The following is a 20,997-nucleotide window of genomic DNA, read 5'->3' as shown; positions in this document are numbered from 1 at the left end:
TGTGCGAATTGGCCGGAATTGCGCCGAACCCAAGCGAATGAGATGTATTTTTACATCTCATGGGCTGTTTTTGAACGGGAGCACGGATAAGAGATGTATTTTTGCATCACATCTCAGCACATCACATCCCGGGAATAGATCATTAAGCCGAAGGAGGACACAGAATATGTTACCAAGAGTGAGATCGGCACAATTATACGAGGAAGCCCAGCAGCACATTGTCGGAGGGGTGAACAGCCCTTCCCGTTCGTTCAAGGCGGTGGGCGGGGGAGCGCCCGTCTTCATGCAGCGGGCCGAGGGAGCGCACTTCTGGGACGTCGACGGGAACAAGTACATCGATTACCTGGCGGCTTTCGGCCCGATTATTACCGGCCATGCGCATCCGCACGTGACCGAGGCGATCGTCCGCGCCGCGCAGAACGGGGTGCTGTACGGAACGGCGACGGAGCTGGAGATCGTGCTGGCCCGCAAGCTGAAGGAAGCGATCCCTTCGCTCGATAAGGTCCGCTTCGTCAATTCCGGCACGGAGGCCGTCATGACGACGATCCGCGTCGCGCGCGCGGCGACGAAGCGCACGAAGATCATCAAGTTCGCCGGCTGCTACCACGGCCATTCGGACCTCGTGCTCGTAGCGGCGGGCTCCGGCCCGTCCACGCTCGGCATTCCGGACAGCGCGGGCATTCCGATCAGCATCGCCAGCGAAGTCATCACCGTACCGTTCAACGATACGGACAGGCTGAAGCTCGCGCTCGAGCGCTGGGGCGACGACGTCGCCGCCGTCCTCGTCGAGCCGATCGTCGGCAACTTCGGCATGGTCATGCCGAAGCCCGGCTTCCTCGAGGACGTCTGCCGCCTGGCGCGGGGAGCCGGAGCCCTCGTCATCTATGACGAGGTCATTACGGCTTTCCGCTTCCATTACGGCACAACGCAGACGTTCGCCGCCTTCCCGGACCGCGCAGCGATCGAGCCGGACCTGACCGCGCTCGGCAAGATCATCGGCGGCGGCCTGCCGATCGGCGCCTACGGCGGACGGCGCGAGGTGATGGCGCAGGTCGCGCCGCTCGGGCCCGCCTACCAGGCCGGCACGATGGCGGGCAACCCCGCTTCCGTCGCGGCGGGCATCGCCTGCCTCGACGTGCTGGCCGCCCCGGGCGTCTACGAGAAGATGGACGCCCAGGCGGCCCACCTCGCGGCAGGATTGGCCGAGTCGGCCTCCCGCCGCGGGGTTCCGCTGACGATCAACCGGATCGTCGGCGCATTCTCGACCCACTTCTGCGACCACCCGGTCACGAACTACGAGGAAGCGCAGGACACCGACGGCGAGCAATTCGCCCGCTTCTTCCGCGAGATGCTCGAGCGCGGCATCTACCTCGCCCCGTCCAAGTACGAGGCTTGGTTCCTCACGACCGCGCACACCGACGCCGACATCGACGCCACCCTGGAAGCCGCCGACGCGTCATTCAAGGCGATGGCGGGAGCTTAAGAACGAGGGCAATAGCGAACTAGATAGCGACGGAGGGGCGCGAGAGCTTGAGAACAAGATGCTGCTCCGCAGTCCGCCGCTATCGACTTCGGCAGGACACTCCACGAGCATCTCGCCGCCCTCCTTGCCTGTCACATATCGCCCTCCCCGCGGCCCCATGCCATGCGCATCGGGCCGCGCTCCATTCGCCGGCTAACATTCCGTTCGCCACCTTCGTTCCGTATACCACCTTCCGCTCCATAATACCGTCTAACATTCCGCCAAACTCCAGACTATATGGCCCTCCTCCGTGCGTCAGTTCCCCGGCTTCGCGCGTTCTTGAACTCCGCGAAGCCGGGGAGCTGAGCGATGGAAGCCGAGATTTCGCGAGATTCCGTTGCGTGCGGGGTACGTGAGGCTCGGCAGAGGCTCGATGGTTGGAATCAGGTTACTCGGTTCGGCGGGTTGCGAGGGGCTCGGCAGAGGCTCGATGGTTGCATCGGGTTACTCGGTTCGACGGGATGCGTGAGGCTCGGCGAGAGCCCGGTGGTCGGCATCGGGTTACTCGGTTAGGCGGGGTACGCGGGGCTCGGCAGAGGCTCGATGGTTGGCATCGGGTTACTCGGTTAGGGGGGGTACGTGGGGCTCGGCGGGAGCTCGATGGTTGACACCGGGTTACTCGGTTCGGCGGGGTACGTGAGGCTCGGCGAGAGCTCGGTGGTTGACACCGGGTTACTCGGTTCGGCGGGGTACGTGAGGCTCAGCGGGAGCTCGATGGTTGGCATCGGGTTACTCGGTTCGGCGGGGTACGCGAGGCTCAGCGGGAGCTCGATGGTTGGCATCGGGTTACTCGGTTCGGCGGAATATGTGAGGCTCGGCGGGGCTTGTTGGGTTCGTGGTGTCGAGTTAATGCGCGCGGCGGAAGTTTTAGATGAATCTGCGCTAACTCCCACCGTAATACGATTGGTCCTGGTGCCGACGCAGGGGCTTTCCGAATTTATGCTAAATTTCACATTCGCACCCGGCGTAAGACGGCCCAATTGACCATTCTATGCGAAAAACCACATAAATCACGCAAATAATCATCCGAACCAGCCGATTTTATATGAAAAACCACATAAAATCGCTAAAATGACCGCATATTAGGAAAATGTATGCTAAATTTCATATTCGTTGACGTGCGGCCATAAGCTCCGGTTGCTAAGTACCGTCTCCGGACGGAGTTTGCCCTGTCGAAGCGCAAAAACCGCTATCCCTTCCGCTCAGAACTCGCGACCCCTTATGGGATTGCTCCATTCTGACTCGATGGGATAGCGGTTTCTCGCGTATCCGCCCGCCATTCTGACCCGACGGGATAGCGGTTCCCCGCCTATCCGCCCGCCATTCTGACCCGACGGGATAGCGGTTCCCCGCCTATCCGCCCGCCATTCTGACCCGACGGGATAACGGTTTCTCGCGAGCCCGATGGGATAGCGAGTTCTCAGCCCCACGACGATCGGCGGAAGTCACTGTACAGGCCTTTGGAATCGGCGACTCCCGTCGAGCAGGAGTAGGCGGTGCGGTTGGTCAGGTCGACCAGTGTGAGGCGGCAGCCGTGCTTCGCGCCGGTGTCGATGCCGAGGCGGCTCGGCCCCGTCCAGATCTCGCCGGCGGGGGCGCCGATCTTGTGGGTGGGGGTGTGCCCGAACACGACTGTGTACGGAAGCTCGCGCGAGTCGCCCCAGAATTCCTTGCGGATGCCGATCAGGTCGGCGGGCTCCTGCCGCTCCAGCTCGACGCCGGGACGGATGCCCGCGTGGACGAACAGGTACGGCTCGCGCCGGATGCAGAGCGGTGTGTTCCGCAGGAATGCCAGCTCCGCCGCAGGCACGGCGGAATCCACGCGAGACGCCTTCTCCCGCTCCTTCTCCCGTTCCCTCTCCCTCTCCTTCTCCGGAACGGGAGCACCCGCCAGCGGTTCGCCGCCTCTGCCGGCAATGGCAACGCCCAATCGCGGTTCAATTCCCTTGCCCGGAACGCCGGCAACTGCCCGCTGCTCGTCGCTCTCGTCCAGAAGCCAGCGCTCCATGTTGCCGAGCACTGCGCGGGCTCCTCCCTCGACCAGTTGCCTCACGTACCCCAGTGCCCGCCACGTGCGCGCATCCCAATCGATGAAGTCGCCAAGCAAATACAGCTCATCCCGTGCGGGATCGTAGCCTGCCGCGTCGAGCAGCAGGCGCGTCCCTTCCGCATGGCCGTGAATATCCGATATCGCCAAGATGCGAGACATGCGAATCTACCTTTCTTCATCGTGCGAATAAATGTAAACGTCGGTAGAAGCGACTTCCAGCGCTCCGAAGGAGCCGGCAGACAGCGGAGAGTCGTGGAAGAATGCCAGCCTGTCGCCCGACGGGGTCTCGCCCAGAACGCGCCAGCGGCTGCCTTCGAACGAGCTGAGAATGACCCGTACCCGGATATAGTTGTAGACCTTCTTGCTGCCGCCGGTCGCTTCCGCACCCGCCGCCATCTCTCCCGCAGCGCTCGCGGCGGATGCAGGGGCCGGAGCGCGCGAGGCGGACAGGGTGGCCGTTGCCGAGGAACGCGCGGAGGACAGCACGGCGGCCGAAGCGACAGGTGCCGGGGAGGCGGCGGGCAGAACGGCAGGGCGCGAAGACTCCTCCGTCAATGCCTGCCAATCCGCTTCTCTCCACACGGCCGCTTCCGGGCGGAACAAGCCTACCGCGCCGTCCCCGGTGCCTCCACCCCACGAACCGCCGGGCACGGCCCCGTGAAGCAGGCTCTCTCCCGCCCGCACGGCCGCGCCGTAGCGCGAAGCTTCGAAGCCGCCGGAGAGCCGGTTGGCGGCGCCGAGCAGGGAGGCGGCCGATCTCGTCGCCGGCAGCCCGTAGCACGCCTGCGGCGTATCGATCTGATCGATCGCCCCGCCGCGCATGATGACGAGCCGATCCGCCATTGCGAACGCTTCTTCCGGATCGTGCGTCACGTGGAAGACCGTCGTCCCGAGCCGGCGGAACAAGTACGCCATCTCGGTCCGCATCTCGACGCGCAGGCGCATGTCCAGGTTGGACAACGGCTCGTCGAGAAGCAGCAGATCCGGCTCCGTCGCCAGCGCCCGCGCGATGGCCACGCGCTGCTGCTGGCCGCCGGACAACTGCGCGGGAAGCCGGTCCTGCAGTCCGCTCAGCCTGAGCAGCTCCAACTGCTCGCCGACCTTGCTCCGAATGTCCGCTCCGCTCGCCTTCCGGCGTTTAAGTCCGTACGCGATATTCTCGAACACCGTCATATGCGGCCACAACGCATAATCCTGGAAAACCATATTGATCCCCCGCTTCTCCGGAGGAACGAGCTTCGAAGCCGACGAGACGACCTCTCCCCGCAGCCGAATCTCTCCCGAGTCCGGCTGCTGGAGCCCCGCGATCAGTTGCAGCAGCGTCGACTTCCCGCAGCCCGAAGGCCCGAGCACGCTGATGATCTCCCCTGCGTTAACGCGGAAGCTGGGCCCCCGCAAAGCCGCGTGCGAGCCGAACGATTTATTCAGCTCCCGCACTTCCAGAATCGTCTTTGTCATATCCGGTTACTCCTTGCCCGATTGGATTTCTTGGGCCTGAGCGCCCATTCGATAAGCATGATTGCCGCGATAACGATTCCGCCGCCGGTCAGCGTCGCCGCCGCCGCGTAGCCGAACTTCAAGTCCTCGAACGCCTTGTTGATGACAACCGGCAGCGTCATGAAGTTCGGCGGGAACAGGATCGACGTCGTCGCCAGATCGAACACGCTCGCGCCGAATGCGGCCATCGCCGCGGACACCAAAGCCCCGCGCAGCAGCGGAACGATGATCGTCGCAAGTCTCCTGCCGAAGCCCGCCCCCTGCATCTGGGCGGCGGACAAGAGCCCCGCCGGAACCTTCGCCATCGCGCCGGTCAGCACCCGGGTGATGACCGGAATCGCCCCCGCCACGCTCGCGAGAATCAGAATGGCCGGCTTGCCGTAGAGCAGGAGGCCGATCTTTTCCAACCAGGCTTGATTCCAGATGAAGATGTATCCGATCCCAAGCACGACGCCCGGAACGGCCAGCGAGATCAGCGAGATGACATCGACCGTCTGCCGCAGCGCGAACCGCGAATAGGTCAGCACGTAGGAGACGAAGAAGCCGACCGTAAGCCCGACCAGCGCCGCTCCCGCCGCGATCTCGAGCGAATGGGCGAGCCCGCCCGCAAGCCGGCCCCCGTTCTCGAAGAGCTTGCGATAATGTTCCCCGGTCAGCGTCGCCCCCGAGGCCCCGTTCGACCTCGTGATCGACGTCATCAGGTTGGAGCCGAACGGAATGCCCGCCGCCATCGCAACCAGCAGCGCGCTTGCCGCCGCAATCGCCCACTTGCTCCAGCCGCTTCGAAGCGGCATCGGCTCCGTTCTCGTTGCCCTCGCGTTCAGGAAGTCGAAGCGCGACTTGCGCAGCACGTAGAACTGCACGCTCATCGCCAACGCAATCAGCAGCACGAGGTAGAACGACAGCACGCCCGCCATGTCGAAGCGAATCGGGGACGTATAGAGCGCCGAATAGATCGAATACGGAAGCGTCGGGAACCGGAACACCGCCGCGATGGACGCCGGGAGGCCGAAGTCGCCTACCGTGTCCATGAACACGAGCATCGCTCCCGAGCAGTAAGCGGGCAACAGCAGCGGCAGTTGAATCGTCCGCCAGGTCGTCCATGGGCCGCCCCCGTTCAGACGCGCAGCTTCGCCCAGCCGGTCGACCTTCCATTCGAGCGCGGTGAACACCGCCAGATAGGCAAAAGGAAATTTGCTCAGCGACATAATCGCGATAAGTCCGGCCGGCGTGAACACGACAGAATGCATCCAGTCCCAGCCGAACCATTGACGGGCCAGCCCGTTCGACGCCGCGAACATGACCCAGCCCTGGGCCAGTATAAACGAAGGCGTAATGATCAGCAGCCAGACCGTCACATCGAGAAGCTTCGCGGCCGGGAACTTCCACTGGGCCCGAACGGTCGCGAGCGCTCCCCCCAGAACCGTGGCGAACACCGTCGTTCCGATTCCTAGCGTCAGCGTGTTTTTCAGAGACTGGTACCAGAGAGGCCGCCGGAATATCTCAAGCAGCAGCGACAGATCCCCGAGCTCCCAGTTCCCGAAGAACACGCCGGGCAGCAGTACTTGAACGATAACCGCGGCCAGCGGCAGCAATATAAGTAGAACAAGGACGGCCAGCACCAGCCAGCCCGTCCTGTTCCCGTAAGCGAATAAGCGTTGAATCATCGGTTACTGCACCGAATTGTCGGCGAACCATTGCTTGATCTCGGCTTCGTGCTCGGATGCCCAGGCCGCTTCCGCCACGACCAGCTTGGCGTTCGGATCGCGGTCCGACTTCGCATTGACGCCGTTGACGCTCGGCTGGAAGTAGCTCTCTTCGCCGTCGTCGATCAGCTTCTGCTGAATGGCCGGGTCAAGCAGGAAGTTGACGAACGCCTTCGCTGCGTCGGCATGCTTCGTATCCTTCTGGATAGCCGCCACGCGAACCGATGCAGGCGCTCCTTCTTCCGGCCAGATGATGCCGATCGGCTCTCCGCTGTTCTTAAGCGAGTACGCGTTGCTCTCCTGGAGCGCAGCCGCCTTGATCTCGCCGCCGGTCAGGGCGCTGGAGACGTTCGGGTTCTTCGGATAGATGTGCGCTCCGTTCTTCAGCACGCTCTCGAAGTAGCTCTTGCCGCCGTCCATGCCTTGATCCTGGAAGAACCAGGCGACGAACGGATAAGCCGGAGCGGCGACCGCCGGGTCCGCCATGCCGATAACGCCCTTGTACTTCGCGTCGGCGAGGTCCGCCCAGGACTTCGGAGCCGTCGTCTCGTCGAACTCCTTCGTGTTGTAGACGATAACCGCAGCCGCGTGCGCGCCCGTCGGGTAGTAAGCCTGGTTGGCCGGCACGAATTGCTTCGCGAAGTCCGTCAGGCCCGCCGCATTGTCCGGAGCGTATCCGTCCAGAAGCTGTCCGGCCTTGTTGAGGCCTTCGATCGAAGGCATGGCATCCATCCAGACGACGTCCCAGTGCGGGTTGCCCTTCTCGGCCTCGATGCGGGACATGATCTCCGCTCCGTTGCCCGTCACGAGCTCCAGCTTGTACCCCGTCGCTTCTTCGAACAGAGGCTTGATCATCTCGTCGAAGTCGTTCAGATAGACGGTAAGCGTCTCGCCGTTGCCGTTAACGGCCGATGGGCTGGCGCTCTCCGATGGCGACGGGCTTGCCGATTCCGCAGCCGGAGCGGATGCCGACGGTTCCGGAGAAGCCGCTGCGTTCGAGTTCGCGTTGTTGTTCGAGTTGCCGCATGCCGATACGATTGCCGTCAAGCCGAGCAGCGCTGCTGCCGTGAGAATTTTCGTGTTCCGAGTGTTCATTGTGAACCTCCCCCGTGTGTTTGAATGACCTATCTTCACTTTACCGGGGGAATGTCAGTCGATTGTAAACGCGATGCTAAATCTAAATTAAATAACTTCTATGGGTATTGATCATTTCATAGATAAATTCTATATTGGGAAAAGAAAGCCTTCGAGGCTTGCCAACGTGGGAGGAGTCGCGATGAACGTTCAGCAATTACGAGTGTTCGAGAAAGCCGCCGCTTGCCGAACAGTGACCGAGGCCGCCGCCGAGCTTGGCCTCAAGCAGCCTACGGTCAGCTTCCATCTGAAGAAGCTGGAGGAGTCGTTCGGGGTCGAGCTGTTCCGCAAAAGCGCCGGCCGGCTGACGCTCACCCTCGCAGGGGAAGGCCTTCTTCCTTATGCCCGCAAGATCGCCACTCTCGTCGAGGAAGCCGAGCAGCTTATGCGCGATCATAAGGAGCAGGGGCGCGGCAAGCTCCGCATCGGCGCAAGCTACACCCCGGCCACCTACTTCCTGCCCGCTTATCTCGCCGAATTCCAGGAGCATTACCCGCAGACGATGCCGCTGCTCACGGTCAAGCAGGCCGGCGAGGTGCTCGGCATGCTCGCCGGCTACGAGCTCGACGTCGCCGTCGTGTCGCTCCCGGACGGACCGGTGCCGGGGCTGAACGTCATCCGGCTCGCCGACGACGAGCTGAAGCTCGTGCTCTCCCCCCGGCACCCGCTCGCTTCGCGCCGGACCCTCTCCATGGACGAGCTGCGCATGCAGCCCTTCCTCGTGCACGAGCCCGGCTCGACGTCCCGCGAATTGTCCGAGCGTTGGGCCCGCGACAACGGTCTGCGCTGGAACATCCGGATGGAGCTCGGCGCGATCGAGACGATCAAGGAATCGGTCAAGCATGGGATCGGCATCGGCATCCTCCCGTATCGCAGCGTCATCAAGGAGGCGACCGAAGGCGAGCTGGCCGTCCGCGATCTTCCCGGTGCGGTTCCCGCGCGCACGATCAGCCTCGTCAGCCGGGAGGAGGACCCGCTCGTCCCTCAGGCTTCTCGCTTTATCGCTTTTATGCGGGGCAAGCTGGAGGTATAATCGAGATCTATGTTTAATTGCCAAGGAGGATGCATGCCATGCAATCCATTGCCGTATACTGCGGCTCCAGCCTCGGAGCCTCGCCGATCTATAAGGAGGCGGCCGCATCGCTTGGCCGCGAGATCGCCCGCCGGGGTCTCGCCCTCGTCTACGGAGGCGCGAGCGTCGGCCTCATGGGCGCCGTCGCCGATGCCGTCCTTGAAGAAGGGGGCCGCGTCGTCGGCATTCTGCCCGGCTTCCTGCAGAGCCGCGAGATCGCGCACAAGGGACTGAGCGAGCTCATCGTCGTCGACTCCATGCACGAGCGCAAGGCGAAGATGGCCGAGCTGGCGGACGGCTTCCTCTCGCTCCCCGGCGGTCCGGGAACGATGGAGGAATTCTTCGAGACGTTCACCTGGGCGCAGCTCGGCCTGCACGGGAAGCCGTGCGGCCTGCTCAACGTGAACGGCTATTACGATCCGCTCGCATCCATGTTCGAGACGATGCTGTCGGAGCAGTTCATGCAGGAGAAGTATCGCCCCATGCTGCTCATCGACACCGACCCCGGCTCGCTGCTCGACCGCTTCGAGCGGTACAGCCCCCCTTCCGTGAAAACGTACCTGAAGAACGAGCAGATGACGTAAGCGCCGACAATTACCATATTGCGGCGGTTCCGCTGCGGCTGCCAATTCCTTCCTGGACGCTTAGGCCTCTTCTCCCCGCGGCTCAGGAACCTCATCTTACGGCCGCGATGCAATGCCAGAGAACCCATTATCCCTGCTGCTCAGTCCCCGACTCGCCGCTTCTCCGGCTCCGGTTCCTGACTCAAGGGGATAATGGGTTCCGCTTCATTGGCAGCTCGCGCCCATCGCTCGGCCCGTTAGTTCAAGAAGCCTTCCAGAGCGATTGTCGGCTTCATGTCGGCCTGCCACGCGCCGAGGTTGTAGCCGGAATTGTATCCCGGCGTCGCTTCCGGCTCCCAATAGAAGACGCCGAGGCCCTTGCCGCCGGAGATGTTGCGCACCTTCGTCTTGATGTCCGTGATAAAGCTCTTCGCCGTCGACGGCGAGTTGTAGGCCATGCCGATCTCCGTGATCATGATCGGCTTGCCGTACGAGGAGATCATGCTGTTCGCGTTGCTGATCGTCTGCGTCACCTTCGTCGACCAATCGGACGTGCTCGGGTAGAGCGACATGCCGATGATGTCGAAGGTAGCGCCGTTCGCGATCAGACCGCCGATGTTCCAGGTGAACACCGAGTTGTCGTAGCCGTTCGCCAAGTGCACGATCGTCTTCGTCGAGCTGCTGATCGACTTGACCGCATTGTTGCCCGTGTTGACGAGCCAGGCGTAGTTCTGCATGCTGAGCGACGCCTTGCCGTCATTCCACAGCATTCCGTTGTTCGTCTCGTTGCCGATCTGCACCCAATCCGGCGTCACGCCGTACGACTGCATCGTCGTCATGACGGAACGGGTCCAGTTCCATACGGCATCCATCAGTTGCGTGAACGTGTAGGATGCCCAGGCGGCAGGCTTCGTCTGCTGGCCGGGATCGGCCCAGGAATCGCTGTAGTGCAAGGTGAGCATGACGCTTAGGCCCGCGTCCTTCGCGCGCTTGGCGAGCGCGGCCGCCCGTTCCTTGGTCATATAGCCGTTCGTGTAGCTGCTCGACGGATTCACCCACACGCGGATTCGCACCGAATTAATCTGGTAATCGTTCTTCAGAATATCGATGATGTCCCGCTGCACGCCATTCTTGTCTTTCCACTTGTAGCCTTGCGCTTCCATGCCGGGAACCCAACTGATATCCGCCCCCTTCGCGAAGGTCGGGGCCGCGACGGTCACCTGAGGCTGGGCCGTCTGTGTCCATACGAGAGCCAAGACAAGCAGAATAGCGATCAATCCCGATGCCGCTTTCTTGAACATGATACATCCTCCCCTGGAAAAAATAGTGGAGTCGCGCGATCTCCATGCACATTGTAAGCGCTATCCGGCGGTGGGCGATACGGCGCGTTTGCAATCGTTCCAATGTTTTAGCAAGACAGTCGCACAAGGCGAGAGGGCGGCCCGGGAATCGATCCCGGTGCCGCCCACTCTTTTATTCGTTGCCCGTTCCCAGCAGGCGAGACAGCAGCTCGGCGGCTTCGGCGCGGGTGACGATGCCTTGCGGTGCGAACAGATTGCTGCCGCGGCCCTGCATGAGCTTCAGGCGGACGGCCTGGCCGACGGAGGCTTCCGCCCAGGCGGAGATGCGCAGGCTGTCGGCGAATACGGCGGCATCCGCCTCGTCGCCTTCCGCCGCCTTCACCTCGCCGTCGCCGAGCAGAGCCGCAGCCGCCTTCGCGGCCATAACGGCCATCTCCTCGCGGGTGATCGCCCCGCTCGGGTCGAAGCTGCCGTCGCCGCGGCCGGACACGATGCCGCGCTCCGCCGCAGCCGCAACGTCCGCCGCGTACCACGCGGACGCGGGCACGTCGGCGAAGCCGCTCGCCGCCGGATCGCCCGCCGCAAGGCCGAGCGCGCGGGCGAGCATCGCCGTGAACTCGGCGCGCGTAATCGTGCGGCTCGGCTCGAAGCGGTCCGCCGATACGCCGAGCACGACTTGCTTCGCGGCCAGCTCGCGAATGGACCCATATGCCCAATGCGTCGTCTTCACGTCGGCGAATGTCTTCTCCACGTCCAACAGCGCATATCGGCTGAAGTGGCTCAGCTCGGCTTCATAGTAGCCGCTCTTCCACTTGCCGCCGACGTATTCCGGCTCGCCGGCCGCGTTCAGGAAGAAGATTCCCGCCGTCGCGGAAGGCTGATCGGCCGCGAACCGCAGGCCGATCGGAACGGAGAACTGCGTCAGCGATTGCTGCGACTTCCCGTCCGCCGAAGCGATCGTCAGCTCGAAGTCGCACACGTCGCCGAGCAGAGCGACCGTCGTCCCCGCCTGGCCGTTCAGCTTCGCCAGCACAGCCTTGCGAGCCTCCTCGCCGAGCGGCTTCATCTGAACCGTGATGACGCCTTCGGCGCCGAGCTTATCTTCAAGCTCCTTCAGCACGTCCGCCGGCAGGCGAAGCACGATCCCGCCCGATATCAGCTCCAGCGGCTTCCCGGCCAACAACTGCGACGCGCTCGCCGGCAACTGCACGGACGTCGCTCCGTCCGGCAGCTTGACCGCAACCGTTCCCGACTGCGCCTCGCCCTTCAGATCGGCCGCGGTCAGAACCGCCGTGCCCTCCGGAACGGCCGGAGTCGTCGTACCGTCAGTCGTCGTCCCTGGCGATGTGCCCGGCGTGTCCGTGCCCGGTTCTTCCGTGCCTTCTCCGCTGGTCGAGAGAGTCGCCGAAGGGCCGTCCGACGTCCAAATCTCGCCGTCGTTCGACGCTTCGATTTTGAACGTGTACGCCGTATTCTCTTCAAGCCCCGTCGCCGTATAGACGGCTTCCGTCACGGTCGCGATCCGCACGCCGTCCTGGTATACCCGGTAGCCTTGAACGTTCCCCGGCTCCTTCACGCCGCTCCATGCCAGCTTGATCGAATCCGCAGTCGTCTCCGAAGCGGTCAGCGACTTGGCCGTCTCCCACTGGGCGAGATCGACTTCCCGATACAGCTCGAAGCTGTCCACCCAGCCCCACGTTCCGGCGGGCGCCTCTGCCGCGAGCCCGACGGACGCCGTGTGGTCCGTGACCTCGATGCCCGTAAGCGTCGCGTCGTTCCATACCTTCCAGCCCGTGTTGACGATCTCCCCCGATTCGTACACCGCTCCTGCCGCCGAGGCGAACAGCTTCACGGAATTGTCGCCTCCGCCGCCGGACACCTTGGCCTTCAGCACATACGTCCCGTTCGGAAGATCCGTCAGCGTTTGCGTCAGCGTAAAGACGAAGTCTCCGTCCGAGTAGTAATTGAGCGCCTTGGAACCGGCGTAAGCGTTGCCCGAGTCCGTCTTGACGACGGCCGCGCCGCTTGTTCCCTCGATCGTCCAGCCGGTGTTGCCGTCTTCGAAGCCCGGATTGACGAGCACGTTCCGATGTGCGGATACCGTAACCGCAATGCTCACCGTCGCCTCGCTTCCTTCCACCGTCCCCGAGAGCTCGAACGTGCCGACCTTGGACAGAAGGTCCTCGTCCAGCGAATCCCAGACGACCGCGGCGGCACGAATCGTTCCCTCGTTGTATAGCACATCGACCGCAGCGGGCAGAGCCGCCGTCGCCGCTTCGACCGCCGTGTTCGCTTCCACCGTGATCCCTTCCGGAGCGTAAGCCATCAACGGCTGCTCCGCAGGCAGGCTCGCCATATCGAACCGGAAGGCGTCCAGCGAATCGAGCGCATTCCCCGCGAAGTCGAACATCGCTTGGTTATCCCAGGCGTTGCCCTCGCCTTCCTTCCAGCCCGCCCGATAGTGTCCATTGCCGTCCTTCGGCACCGGAATCCAGGCCGGCTCCCAGTAGAAGGCTCCGAGGCCGAGGCCGTTCGGCACGTGGGCCACCGTGTTCAGCACCGTCTCCACAACCGTCTTCTGTCCTTCCACCGTAGCCGGGAAGCCGGCCTCGTTCACCTCGGTCTGCGTGAAGGTGTTGCCCCAGCCGTCTCCGTCCGCCAGCGTGTACCCGTAGGACGTCTCCGCCACGACGACCTGCTTGCCGAAGCGCGCGGCCATGTCGTTCAGGTTCGTCTTAAGCTGCTGCAGATTGCCGTGCCAGAACGGATAGTACGACATGCCGATGACGTCGAAGTCCACCCCGCGCGCCGTTATCGCATTAAAGAACGTTTGGAAGAAGGAGTTGTTCCCCCCTTCCGCCAAGTGGATCATGATCTTCGCCTTCTGCCCGTCCGGCGTCGTGTCGCGCACTGCCGTCGTGCCGCTCGTCAGCAGCCCGGCCAGCTTGTCGTAGTTGCTGACCGAGCCGTCCGGAAGCAGCATGCCGGGGTTGATCTCGTTGCCGATCTGCACCATATCCGGATAAGCGTTCTCGTCCGCCAGATCGTTCAGCACGTCCGCGGTATAGTCGTATACCGCCTGCTTCAGCTCGTCATAGCTCAGCGACTGCCACGCCGCCGGCTTCACCTGCTTGCCCGGATCGGCCCAGAAGTCCGAGTAGTGGAAGTCGAGCAGCAGCTTGAGTCCGGCCTCCTTCACCCGCTTCGCCATCTCGAGCGTATGCGCCTTGTCGTTATAGCCCCCGGCCTCGACCGGATCGTTCCACAGCCGCAGCCGGATGTAGTTGACGCCGTGATCCTTCAGAATCGCCAGCAGGTCCTTCTCCGTTCCGTCCTCATAGTAATGGCCGCCCGCATCCTCGATCGCCTGCAGCGTCGAGATGTCCGCGCCCTTGATGAACTCGTCCGCCGTCACCGGAGCCGTCGAACCGCCCGTCCTGTAGAACTCCACGTCGTCGAAGAAGCCCCAGTACCCTGCGGGCACGTCGGCCGAGAAGCCGAGCGTCGCCGTCCCGTTCGTCACCTGGATGCCGCTGACGACGTACTGCGGCACGTTGCCCCAGCCCGTGTTCGCGATGGCCGTCTCCAGCCTGTCTCCGCCGAAGCCGTCCGCGAACAGGCGAATATCCTGGGTGCCCGCGTTGCCTGAAGCGTACGCCTTAAGCACATACTCCCCATCCTCAAGCCCGGTCAGCGTCTGTGTCAGCGTGAACTGGTACGCGCTCGCGTTCCAGAAGCTTGCCGCATAAGAGCCCGATGCCTTGTCGCTCCCGCTCACGCTGAGCGTGGAAGCGGGGCCCTCGTATGTCCACCCTTCCAGATCCCCCGTCTCGAATCCCGGATTGAGGACCAGGTTCGCGATTGCCGATGCGTCCGCCTCCCTCGCCGCCGTCCCGAACGCCGCCATAACCCCCGAGACGAGCAGCACGGTCGCCATGACAACGCTTTCCATTTTCCGCCAAATCGTCGATCTTCTCACTTCGAATCCCCCTGCCAACGATAGAATTGGAATGCTGCTTACTCCTTGACCGAACCCATGACAAGCCCCTTGACGAAGTACTTCTGCAAGAACGGATACACAATCAGAATCGGAAGCGCTCCGATGAAGATCTGCGCTGCGTTGATCGTCTTCTGCGACAGCATCTCGAATTCGATCTTCGAGAAGTTCATCGAGCTCATGTCGCGCGACACGATGACCGTCTGCATAAACGAAGCGAGCGGGTAATCCTCCTTGGAGCTAAGGTACAGCAGGCCGTCGAACCAGGAGTTCCAGTGCCACACCATCGCGAACAGCCCGAGCGTCGCCAGCGCCGGCAGCGAGACCGGAAGGTACACGCGCCACAGAATGCCGAAGTATCCGGAGCCGTCGATCAGCGCCGCCTCTTCCAGCTCCTTCGGGATGCCGCGGAAGAAGTTCATCAGCAGGATGATCAGCCAGACGTTCACGAGCCCCGGAATAACGAGCACCCAGAACGAATCCATCAGGCCGATCCGCTGGATGACGATGTAGAAGGGCACAAGCCCCCCGTTAAAAATCATCGTAAAAACAAACACCCAAGAGTACACCGAGCGTCCTTGGAACTGCGCGTTCTCCTTCGACAGCGGGTACGCCGCCAGGCAAGCGACCAGCAGGATGCCGATTGTGCCGAGAACCGTCCGCTCGACGGATACCCACAGCGAGTGGAGGAAAATCGGGTTGTTGATTGTTTTCTCGTAGGCGATTGTCGTGAATTGCACCGGCCAGAGACCGACCAGATTGCCGTCCGCGGCCGACTTGGCGCTGAAGGAGATGGCCAGCACGTGGACAAGCGGAATGATGCAGATGAGCGCAATCGCGGCGAGGAGAACCGTGTTGATGACGTTAAAGATTCGATACGGGACTGTCTTGTGATACATGCGGCTTCCCTCCTAGAACACTCGGTAATTCGCCAGCTTGTAGGCCAGACGGTAGGAGATGACGATCAGAATCATGCTGACGACCGACTTGAACAGCCCCACCGCCGTCGCGAAGCCGAACTGTCCTTCCTGGATCGCCGTCCGGTACACGAAGGTGTCGATGATGTCGCCCTTGTGAATAACCAAGGAATTGTACAGGTTAAAAATCTGGTCGAAGCCCGCGTTCAGGATGTTGCCGAGAGACAGCGTGCCGACAACGATCGCCATCGGAATAAGCGATGGGATCGTGATGTGCTTCGTCTGCGCCCAGCGGCTGGCCCCGTCCATCTCCGCCGCCTCGTAGAGCGACGGGTTGATGCCGGCCAGCGCAGCGAGGAACACAATCGTGTTGTAGCCGAACTCCTTCCACACATCGCTGACGACGACGGTGAAGCGGAACCAGTCTCCGTCCCCGAGGAAGAAGATCGGCTTGACGCCGAACAGCGAATGGAGCACCCGGTTGACGAAGCCGCCGTCCGACGACAGGAATTCGACGAGAATGCCCCCGAGAATGACCCACGAGAGGAAGTGCGGCAGGTACACCATCGTCTGGATGGAGCGGGTCAGGTATTTCTGCCGGACCTCGTTCAGAAGGATCGCGAAGGTTAGGGGCGTGAGGAGGTTGAGGATGATTTTGAAGACGGCGATGACGAGCGTGTTCCAGATGACCTGGAGGCTGTCCTCCCGCTCGAACAGCAGGCGGAAGTTATCGAGGCCGATCCATTCCGAGCCGCTGATCCGCAGCCACGGCTTATAGTCCTGGAACGCCATCACGATGCCGCCGAGCGGCACATAGTTAAAGACGATAAGCAGTGCAAGCGCCGGAAGCAGCATGAGATGGAAGGGCCAGGTTCTTTTGAGGTAGCGCATCTTGCAGCCTCCTTGTCGGTTCCGCGCAGAGCCCAAAGCGCAGAGTATAGACAAATTATAGCAACCGCCTCCGTCCCTTCAGTAGCACGCAAAACCAACATTGATGGCATTATTGCAACCAGTTTGCGGACGAGGGAGGGGGGAGGACGCATGGCAACCAAAACGAAGACAGCAAAAAAACAGGCCAATCATGGCGATGTTCGCCATAATTGACCTGATGATTCCTTATTTGCGCATGATGTCTTCAACCCCGACTGCGTCTCAGCGACTCGATTCGCTGCAAGTCCATCCCCGTCGCTTCGGCAATGTCGTCAGCCGTAAAGCCTCGCGCTAACATTCGTATGGCGGTTTGCTCGACACCTCGTTCAATCCCTTGCTCAATCCCTTGCTCAATTCCCTGTTCAATTCCTTGTTCAATTCCCTGCTCAATTCCCCGTTTGATCCCTTGCTCCATGCCTTCGTTCATCGCATCCTCCAGCCAGGTGGCCCGGTCGTGCAGCGCCTTCTCTCTCATCTCGTACAACCGCCGCGTCACCTCGTCGCTGGCGAGCTGGTTCAGGCGGTCTTCCGCTTCTCTGATCATCTCATCCACCTCCATCAATTCCTGCAATTGTTCGGGGGTCACGTCCTGCTCCAGAAATCTCAGCCAGCGGTGTAGCGGGTCGTCGATGTGGAAGGCAGCCTCCTGGAACTTCGGGCATTCGATGTAATGCAGCTCAAGCGCATCCGTCAGCAAGCAAGTCTTCTCCTCGTCCTCATACAGGTGAAACGTACTGTGATACTTGACGAGCGGCAGATAACGATGGTCCAGGATATTGATGCCGATCACACGCTTCAGATCGGCATATGATTCCCCTCTGTGGATGGCACCGACCATCATCTGCGCCGCATAGTACAGGCTGCGTTTCTCCATGACGGGGAATCGCCGGATCTGCATCTCAACATTGATTGTGTCCCCTCTGTCGGTCTTGCACAGAATGTCCAGAACAACCTCCTTGTCGCCGATCCACTCGCCGCCCAACTGGGTCTCGCCGATAATGACCACATCCGCAATGCGCTGGCTGCCGCTGCGTCCGAGCACCGCATTCAGCAAGCTGATCAGCAGATGCTTGCCCGCTTCTTCTCCGAATAACCGCCGAAACAAATAGTCGTTCTTCGGATTCAATCTCTCCGTTGCAAGCGCAGGCTTGCCTTCCTCAATGGCTGGTTTGTTCGTCATCCATTTGTCCTCCCCATTATAACATATCGTCCCGTCTCCGGCAGATTCGTGCTTCTATTCACACCGCTATTCGCCCCTCTGTTTGCGCCTCTGTTTGCCCCTCTATTCACCCCCCTGGTTGCACCCCTGTTCGCCCTCCGCTCCCATGTCTTTTGCGATTTTATGTGGTTTTTCGCATTCGCCAGCTTGATCGAGCGGGAATCGAGGCATTTTATGCGGTTTTTAGCATATATCCGGCAATTCCAGCCGGAATTTCCTCCACGGATGTGATTTTTCACATAGAATCGCCCAACCTGCCCGTTATCGAGCTGCACGAATGCGATTTTTCACATAAATCTCGAACGCGGCACCACGGCTATTACACACATCTCATACCAGTACGAACGACAAAAAACACGCGCTGCCTCGATCTCGCTGTTTGGCGGGATATCGAGGCTTGCGCGTGCTTCGCGACATGGATTAAGTTGCTGTGAGTATACCAACATGGGAGCGCTTTGTAAACCACCTGTACGCGATCAAATCCGCCTTCAGTTGCCTGCTGCTTCCAGCCCCGGCTTCGCGAAGATTGACAGAATAGGAAATCGGAGAAAAATCATCCTTTTTTGGAATTTTAATTCCTAATCATAGGATTTTTATGTATAATTCTAATGTTTCTTTACATTTTCCGACACAATTATCGTTGGGAAGATCACAGAAGAGAATGGAGAGGTATGGGGAATTGAAAAAGACAGCAACGTTACTCTTGGTTATGGCGGTATTGCTTACAGCTTGCTTCGGAGGGAACGGAAACGGGAACGAGAATGAGAGTGGGGGCAACAGCGGAAACGGAACAAAGAACGAAACGACAGCTCCCGTACATGCGGAAGGAACAACGGTTCTTGATCTGAAAAAGAAATACGGCTCTGATCAGGACAAGGCGATCATGCCTCTGTACAACGTTCCCCGGAACAAGGTGTTCGAATTCAAGTTCAATAGCGACGTGTCGGGAGAGAAGGACGTCATCACCGTCCATACCGACATTAAAGCGGAGGAGAAGAGCCGCATCCTTGCCTCTGTCTCTCCCAAGGACTATCAAGATAATGTCAGGACGTTGGAAGTTAAACCGATAGCCGGAGTGTTGACCTCTTCCCAGCACCTGAACGGGTACGAAGGCTGGGGGAATGCGCCGATCTACTACCTCCGTATCAACTACGATATGGACGCGGCCACGCCGACCCGGTTGAAGAAGCCGATTATCGTTCCGTTCACCATCAAATCCGACGTTGAGGTGCCAAGCCTGAAGGCGATCGTTGCCAGCGACGGCCGGTTCAAGCTCTCTTGGAATAAGGTGGAAGGCGCGACGGAATACAAAATCTACCGGCGAAGCAACATCGTTCTGCTTGAGACAACGAATCTGGCGGTATCGGGAGCCGAAGAAGCGTACGTCGGACCCGGCCCTCAGCTTCAAGCGACGGTTGCCGGAACGGAGTTCGACGACTTCCTGCTGAACGGCACCGGCGGTTTGGTTCAAGGCAGCGATGGCAGCATCTCGGCGCAGAACCAAGGAGTAGGCGGCGAGTATTACGTGACGGCGGTCAAAGACGGCCACGAGTCGGTATTCAGCAATGCCGCAAGCACGGCGCTCCTCTCCTCCCAGTTGCCCGCAGAGCTCGACGGGGACAACAATATTCTCTATACATCCTTCAACCGCGTGTTCGATTTGCCGACTAACGTCAACGTCACCTTCATCGACGGATCGACAGCGACCAGAGGCATCGTATACGACACCAACATAACCATCCCGCAATCCGGGAGCGCCGACCTTCCTCTCCGAATACGAGGCACGGCCATCCAAGGCAGTGTGCATGTTGAACATCTGACGCAGGCCGATCTCCAAGGGCTGGCCAGAACCCAGGAGCAGATCGGCTCTACCGGCCTTGTCGAACCCGACAACACGACAGCCTACGTCCCAGCCCCTGACGTCCCTACCGTTATCGATGCCCCTTCCGCAGATGCGGATCAGGATAAGAGCGTGGAAGAGGCTCAGAAGGAGAATACGGAGCAGAAGGTCGAAGAAGGCAATCAAGCGGCGGTGCCCGCACCCGAGGCTGCCAAAGACGCCAAGGTCAATGCCGACACGGCGCTTGAGGAGTATCTGGCAGTCAGCATGATCGATGTTGAAGACAGCATTTCGCTGAAGGCTTTTCCCGAGGCCCAGAACTTCGAGACCCTCTCCGACGTCCTGTTGGAGGTCATGTACCAGAATCCGCTGGTCATCGGCCTGAAGAGTTGGGGGTACGACTACGGTTCCTTGACGTTGAAGCTGGAATACGAAGAATCCGCAGACGCGATCAAGCAGAAGCAGCAGGAAGTGCTTGCCGAGGCCAACCGAATCATTGCCGACATCCTTAAACCGGACATGTCGGATGAACAGAAGTATAAAGCGATCTATGATTACTTGAACGACAATACGAAGTATGACGATGCGGCGCTTGCCAACGCGGAGGCCAACGACTTCCAGAAGGTCGATTCGAAGTTTAACGATTCGTTCACAACCTATGGCATCATGGTGAAAAAAGTTGGTGTGTGCGCGTCCTACGCCTCTGTGTATAAGCTGCTCAGCGATATGGCCGGGCTGGAGACGATTGTCGTCACGGGCGATATGGAAGGCGTCCCCCATGCCTGGAACAAAGTCAAACTTGCCGGCGGATGGGTGCATGTCGACTCGACCAATAATGCGACGAACAGCGGTATTCCTTATCTTCTCTTCTATTCCAGCGACGAGATTGCAAGTTCGTTGAACTTCACGTTGTCCAAGGACTTCTGGACAGACGCGGAACTGTCCGACTTCGATTCCTTGGACGGCTCCAAGGACTACTATGTCTCGAACGGTCTGGAAGCCAAGACCTCCTCCGACTTCGGATCTGCTCTGACCAAGCAGGTGCAGTCCGGCAACACCCAGATCGTCATTCGGTTGGCCGCCAGAATTGAACAAAGCGAGCTCGTGGAAGAGGCGCTGAAGGTCATCGAAGCGTTGCCTCAAGAGCAGCAGGAGCGCGCCTCCATGGGCAGCTTGAGCAGTTACGTAATCGTAAGCTTGTAGTGCCAATCTGCCGATAAGCAAGCGGCGTCAGAGAGAGGATCTCTGA

13 protein-coding genes are annotated in these 20,997 nt (G+C 60.8%); 4 read left to right on the top strand and 9 right to left on the bottom strand.

The window, feature by feature from the left end:
* Positions 1-166: 166 nt before the first annotated feature.
* On the top strand, positions 167-1,483 hold the full coding sequence (locus E6C55_RS13605; protein ID WP_136370342.1) for a glutamate-1-semialdehyde 2,1-aminomutase: 1,317 nt from the start codon (positions 167-169) through the stop codon (positions 1,481-1,483).
* A 1,459-nt stretch (positions 1,484-2,942) separates the two neighbouring features.
* On the opposite strand, the gene E6C55_RS13600 is transcribed toward E6C55_RS13605, so the two are convergent.
* The 4 genes from E6C55_RS13600 to E6C55_RS13585 are packed head-to-tail and all read right to left on the bottom strand — an operon-like array spanning position 2,943 to position 7,870.
* Positions 2,943-3,731 (bottom strand): metallophosphoesterase, encoded by a 789-nt coding sequence (locus tag E6C55_RS13600; protein WP_136370341.1) that lies wholly within the window; start codon positions 3,729-3,731, stop codon positions 2,943-2,945.
* A gap of 6 nt (positions 3,732-3,737) precedes the next feature.
* On the bottom strand, positions 3,738-5,030 hold the full coding sequence (locus E6C55_RS13595; protein ID WP_136370340.1) for an ABC transporter ATP-binding protein: 1,293 nt from the start codon (positions 5,028-5,030) through the stop codon (positions 3,738-3,740).
* Positions 5,027-6,736, bottom strand: coding sequence for an ABC transporter permease (locus tag E6C55_RS13590; RefSeq protein WP_168735633.1), 1,710 nt, complete (start codon positions 6,734-6,736; stop codon positions 5,027-5,029). Before E6C55_RS13590 ends, E6C55_RS13595 begins: the two co-directional genes overlap by 4 nt.
* A 3-nt stretch (positions 6,737-6,739) precedes the next feature.
* Positions 6,740-7,870: an extracellular solute-binding protein gene (locus E6C55_RS13585; RefSeq protein ID WP_136370339.1), complete on the bottom strand. Its 1,131-nt coding sequence runs from the start codon at positions 7,868-7,870 to the stop codon at positions 6,740-6,742.
* A gap of 181 nt (positions 7,871-8,051) precedes the next feature.
* On the opposite strand from E6C55_RS13585, the gene E6C55_RS13580 reads away from it, so the two are divergent.
* Together E6C55_RS13580 and E6C55_RS13575 are read left to right on the top strand one after the other, a co-directional pair.
* Complete coding sequence (locus tag E6C55_RS13580) at positions 8,052-8,942, top strand: LysR family transcriptional regulator (RefSeq protein WP_136370338.1); 891 nt, start codon at positions 8,052-8,054, stop codon at positions 8,940-8,942.
* A gap of 38 nt (positions 8,943-8,980) precedes the next feature.
* Positions 8,981-9,565 (top strand): LOG family protein, encoded by a 585-nt coding sequence (locus E6C55_RS13575; RefSeq protein WP_136370337.1) that lies wholly within the window; start codon positions 8,981-8,983, stop codon positions 9,563-9,565.
* Positions 9,566-9,801: 236 nt separating this feature from the next.
* Here E6C55_RS13575 and E6C55_RS13570 read toward each other — a convergent pair whose 3' ends face one another.
* The 5 genes from E6C55_RS13570 to E6C55_RS13550 form a co-directional block, all read right to left on the bottom strand.
* Positions 9,802-10,845, bottom strand: coding sequence for a glycoside hydrolase family 53 protein (locus E6C55_RS13570; RefSeq protein WP_136370336.1), 1,044 nt, complete (start codon positions 10,843-10,845; stop codon positions 9,802-9,804).
* A 172-nt stretch (positions 10,846-11,017) separates the two neighbouring features.
* Positions 11,018-14,824 (bottom strand): glycosyl hydrolase 53 family protein, encoded by a 3,807-nt coding sequence (locus E6C55_RS13565; RefSeq protein ID WP_168735632.1) that lies wholly within the window; start codon positions 14,822-14,824, stop codon positions 11,018-11,020.
* Positions 14,825-14,862: 38 nt separating this feature from the next.
* Positions 14,863-15,741 carry a carbohydrate ABC transporter permease gene (locus E6C55_RS13560; RefSeq protein WP_136370334.1) on the bottom strand — a complete coding sequence of 293 codons (879 nt, stop codon included), beginning with the start codon at positions 15,739-15,741 and terminating at the stop codon, positions 14,863-14,865.
* A 12-nt stretch (positions 15,742-15,753) separates the two neighbouring features.
* Positions 15,754-16,650 (bottom strand): ABC transporter permease, encoded by an 897-nt coding sequence (locus tag E6C55_RS13555; RefSeq protein WP_136370333.1) that lies wholly within the window; start codon positions 16,648-16,650, stop codon positions 15,754-15,756.
* A 244-nt stretch (positions 16,651-16,894) separates the two neighbouring features.
* Positions 16,895-17,869: an Rpn family recombination-promoting nuclease/putative transposase gene (locus tag E6C55_RS13550; RefSeq protein ID WP_136370332.1), complete on the bottom strand. Its 975-nt coding sequence runs from the start codon at positions 17,867-17,869 to the stop codon at positions 16,895-16,897.
* 922 nt (positions 17,870-18,791) lie between these two features.
* Here E6C55_RS13550 and E6C55_RS13545 point away from each other — a divergent pair.
* Positions 18,792-20,951, top strand: a complete 2,160-nt coding sequence (locus tag E6C55_RS13545; protein WP_168735631.1) for a transglutaminase domain-containing protein — start codon at positions 18,792-18,794, stop codon at positions 20,949-20,951.
* Positions 20,952-20,997: the final 46 nt, after the last annotated feature.

This window comes from Cohnella fermenti, from assembly GCF_004801405.1.
Taxonomy (GTDB): domain Bacteria; phylum Bacillota; class Bacilli; order Paenibacillales; family Paenibacillaceae; genus Cohnella; species Cohnella fermenti.
Note: the sequence above shows the minus strand (reverse complement) of the source record. Positions and strands in the feature narration are given on the sequence as shown.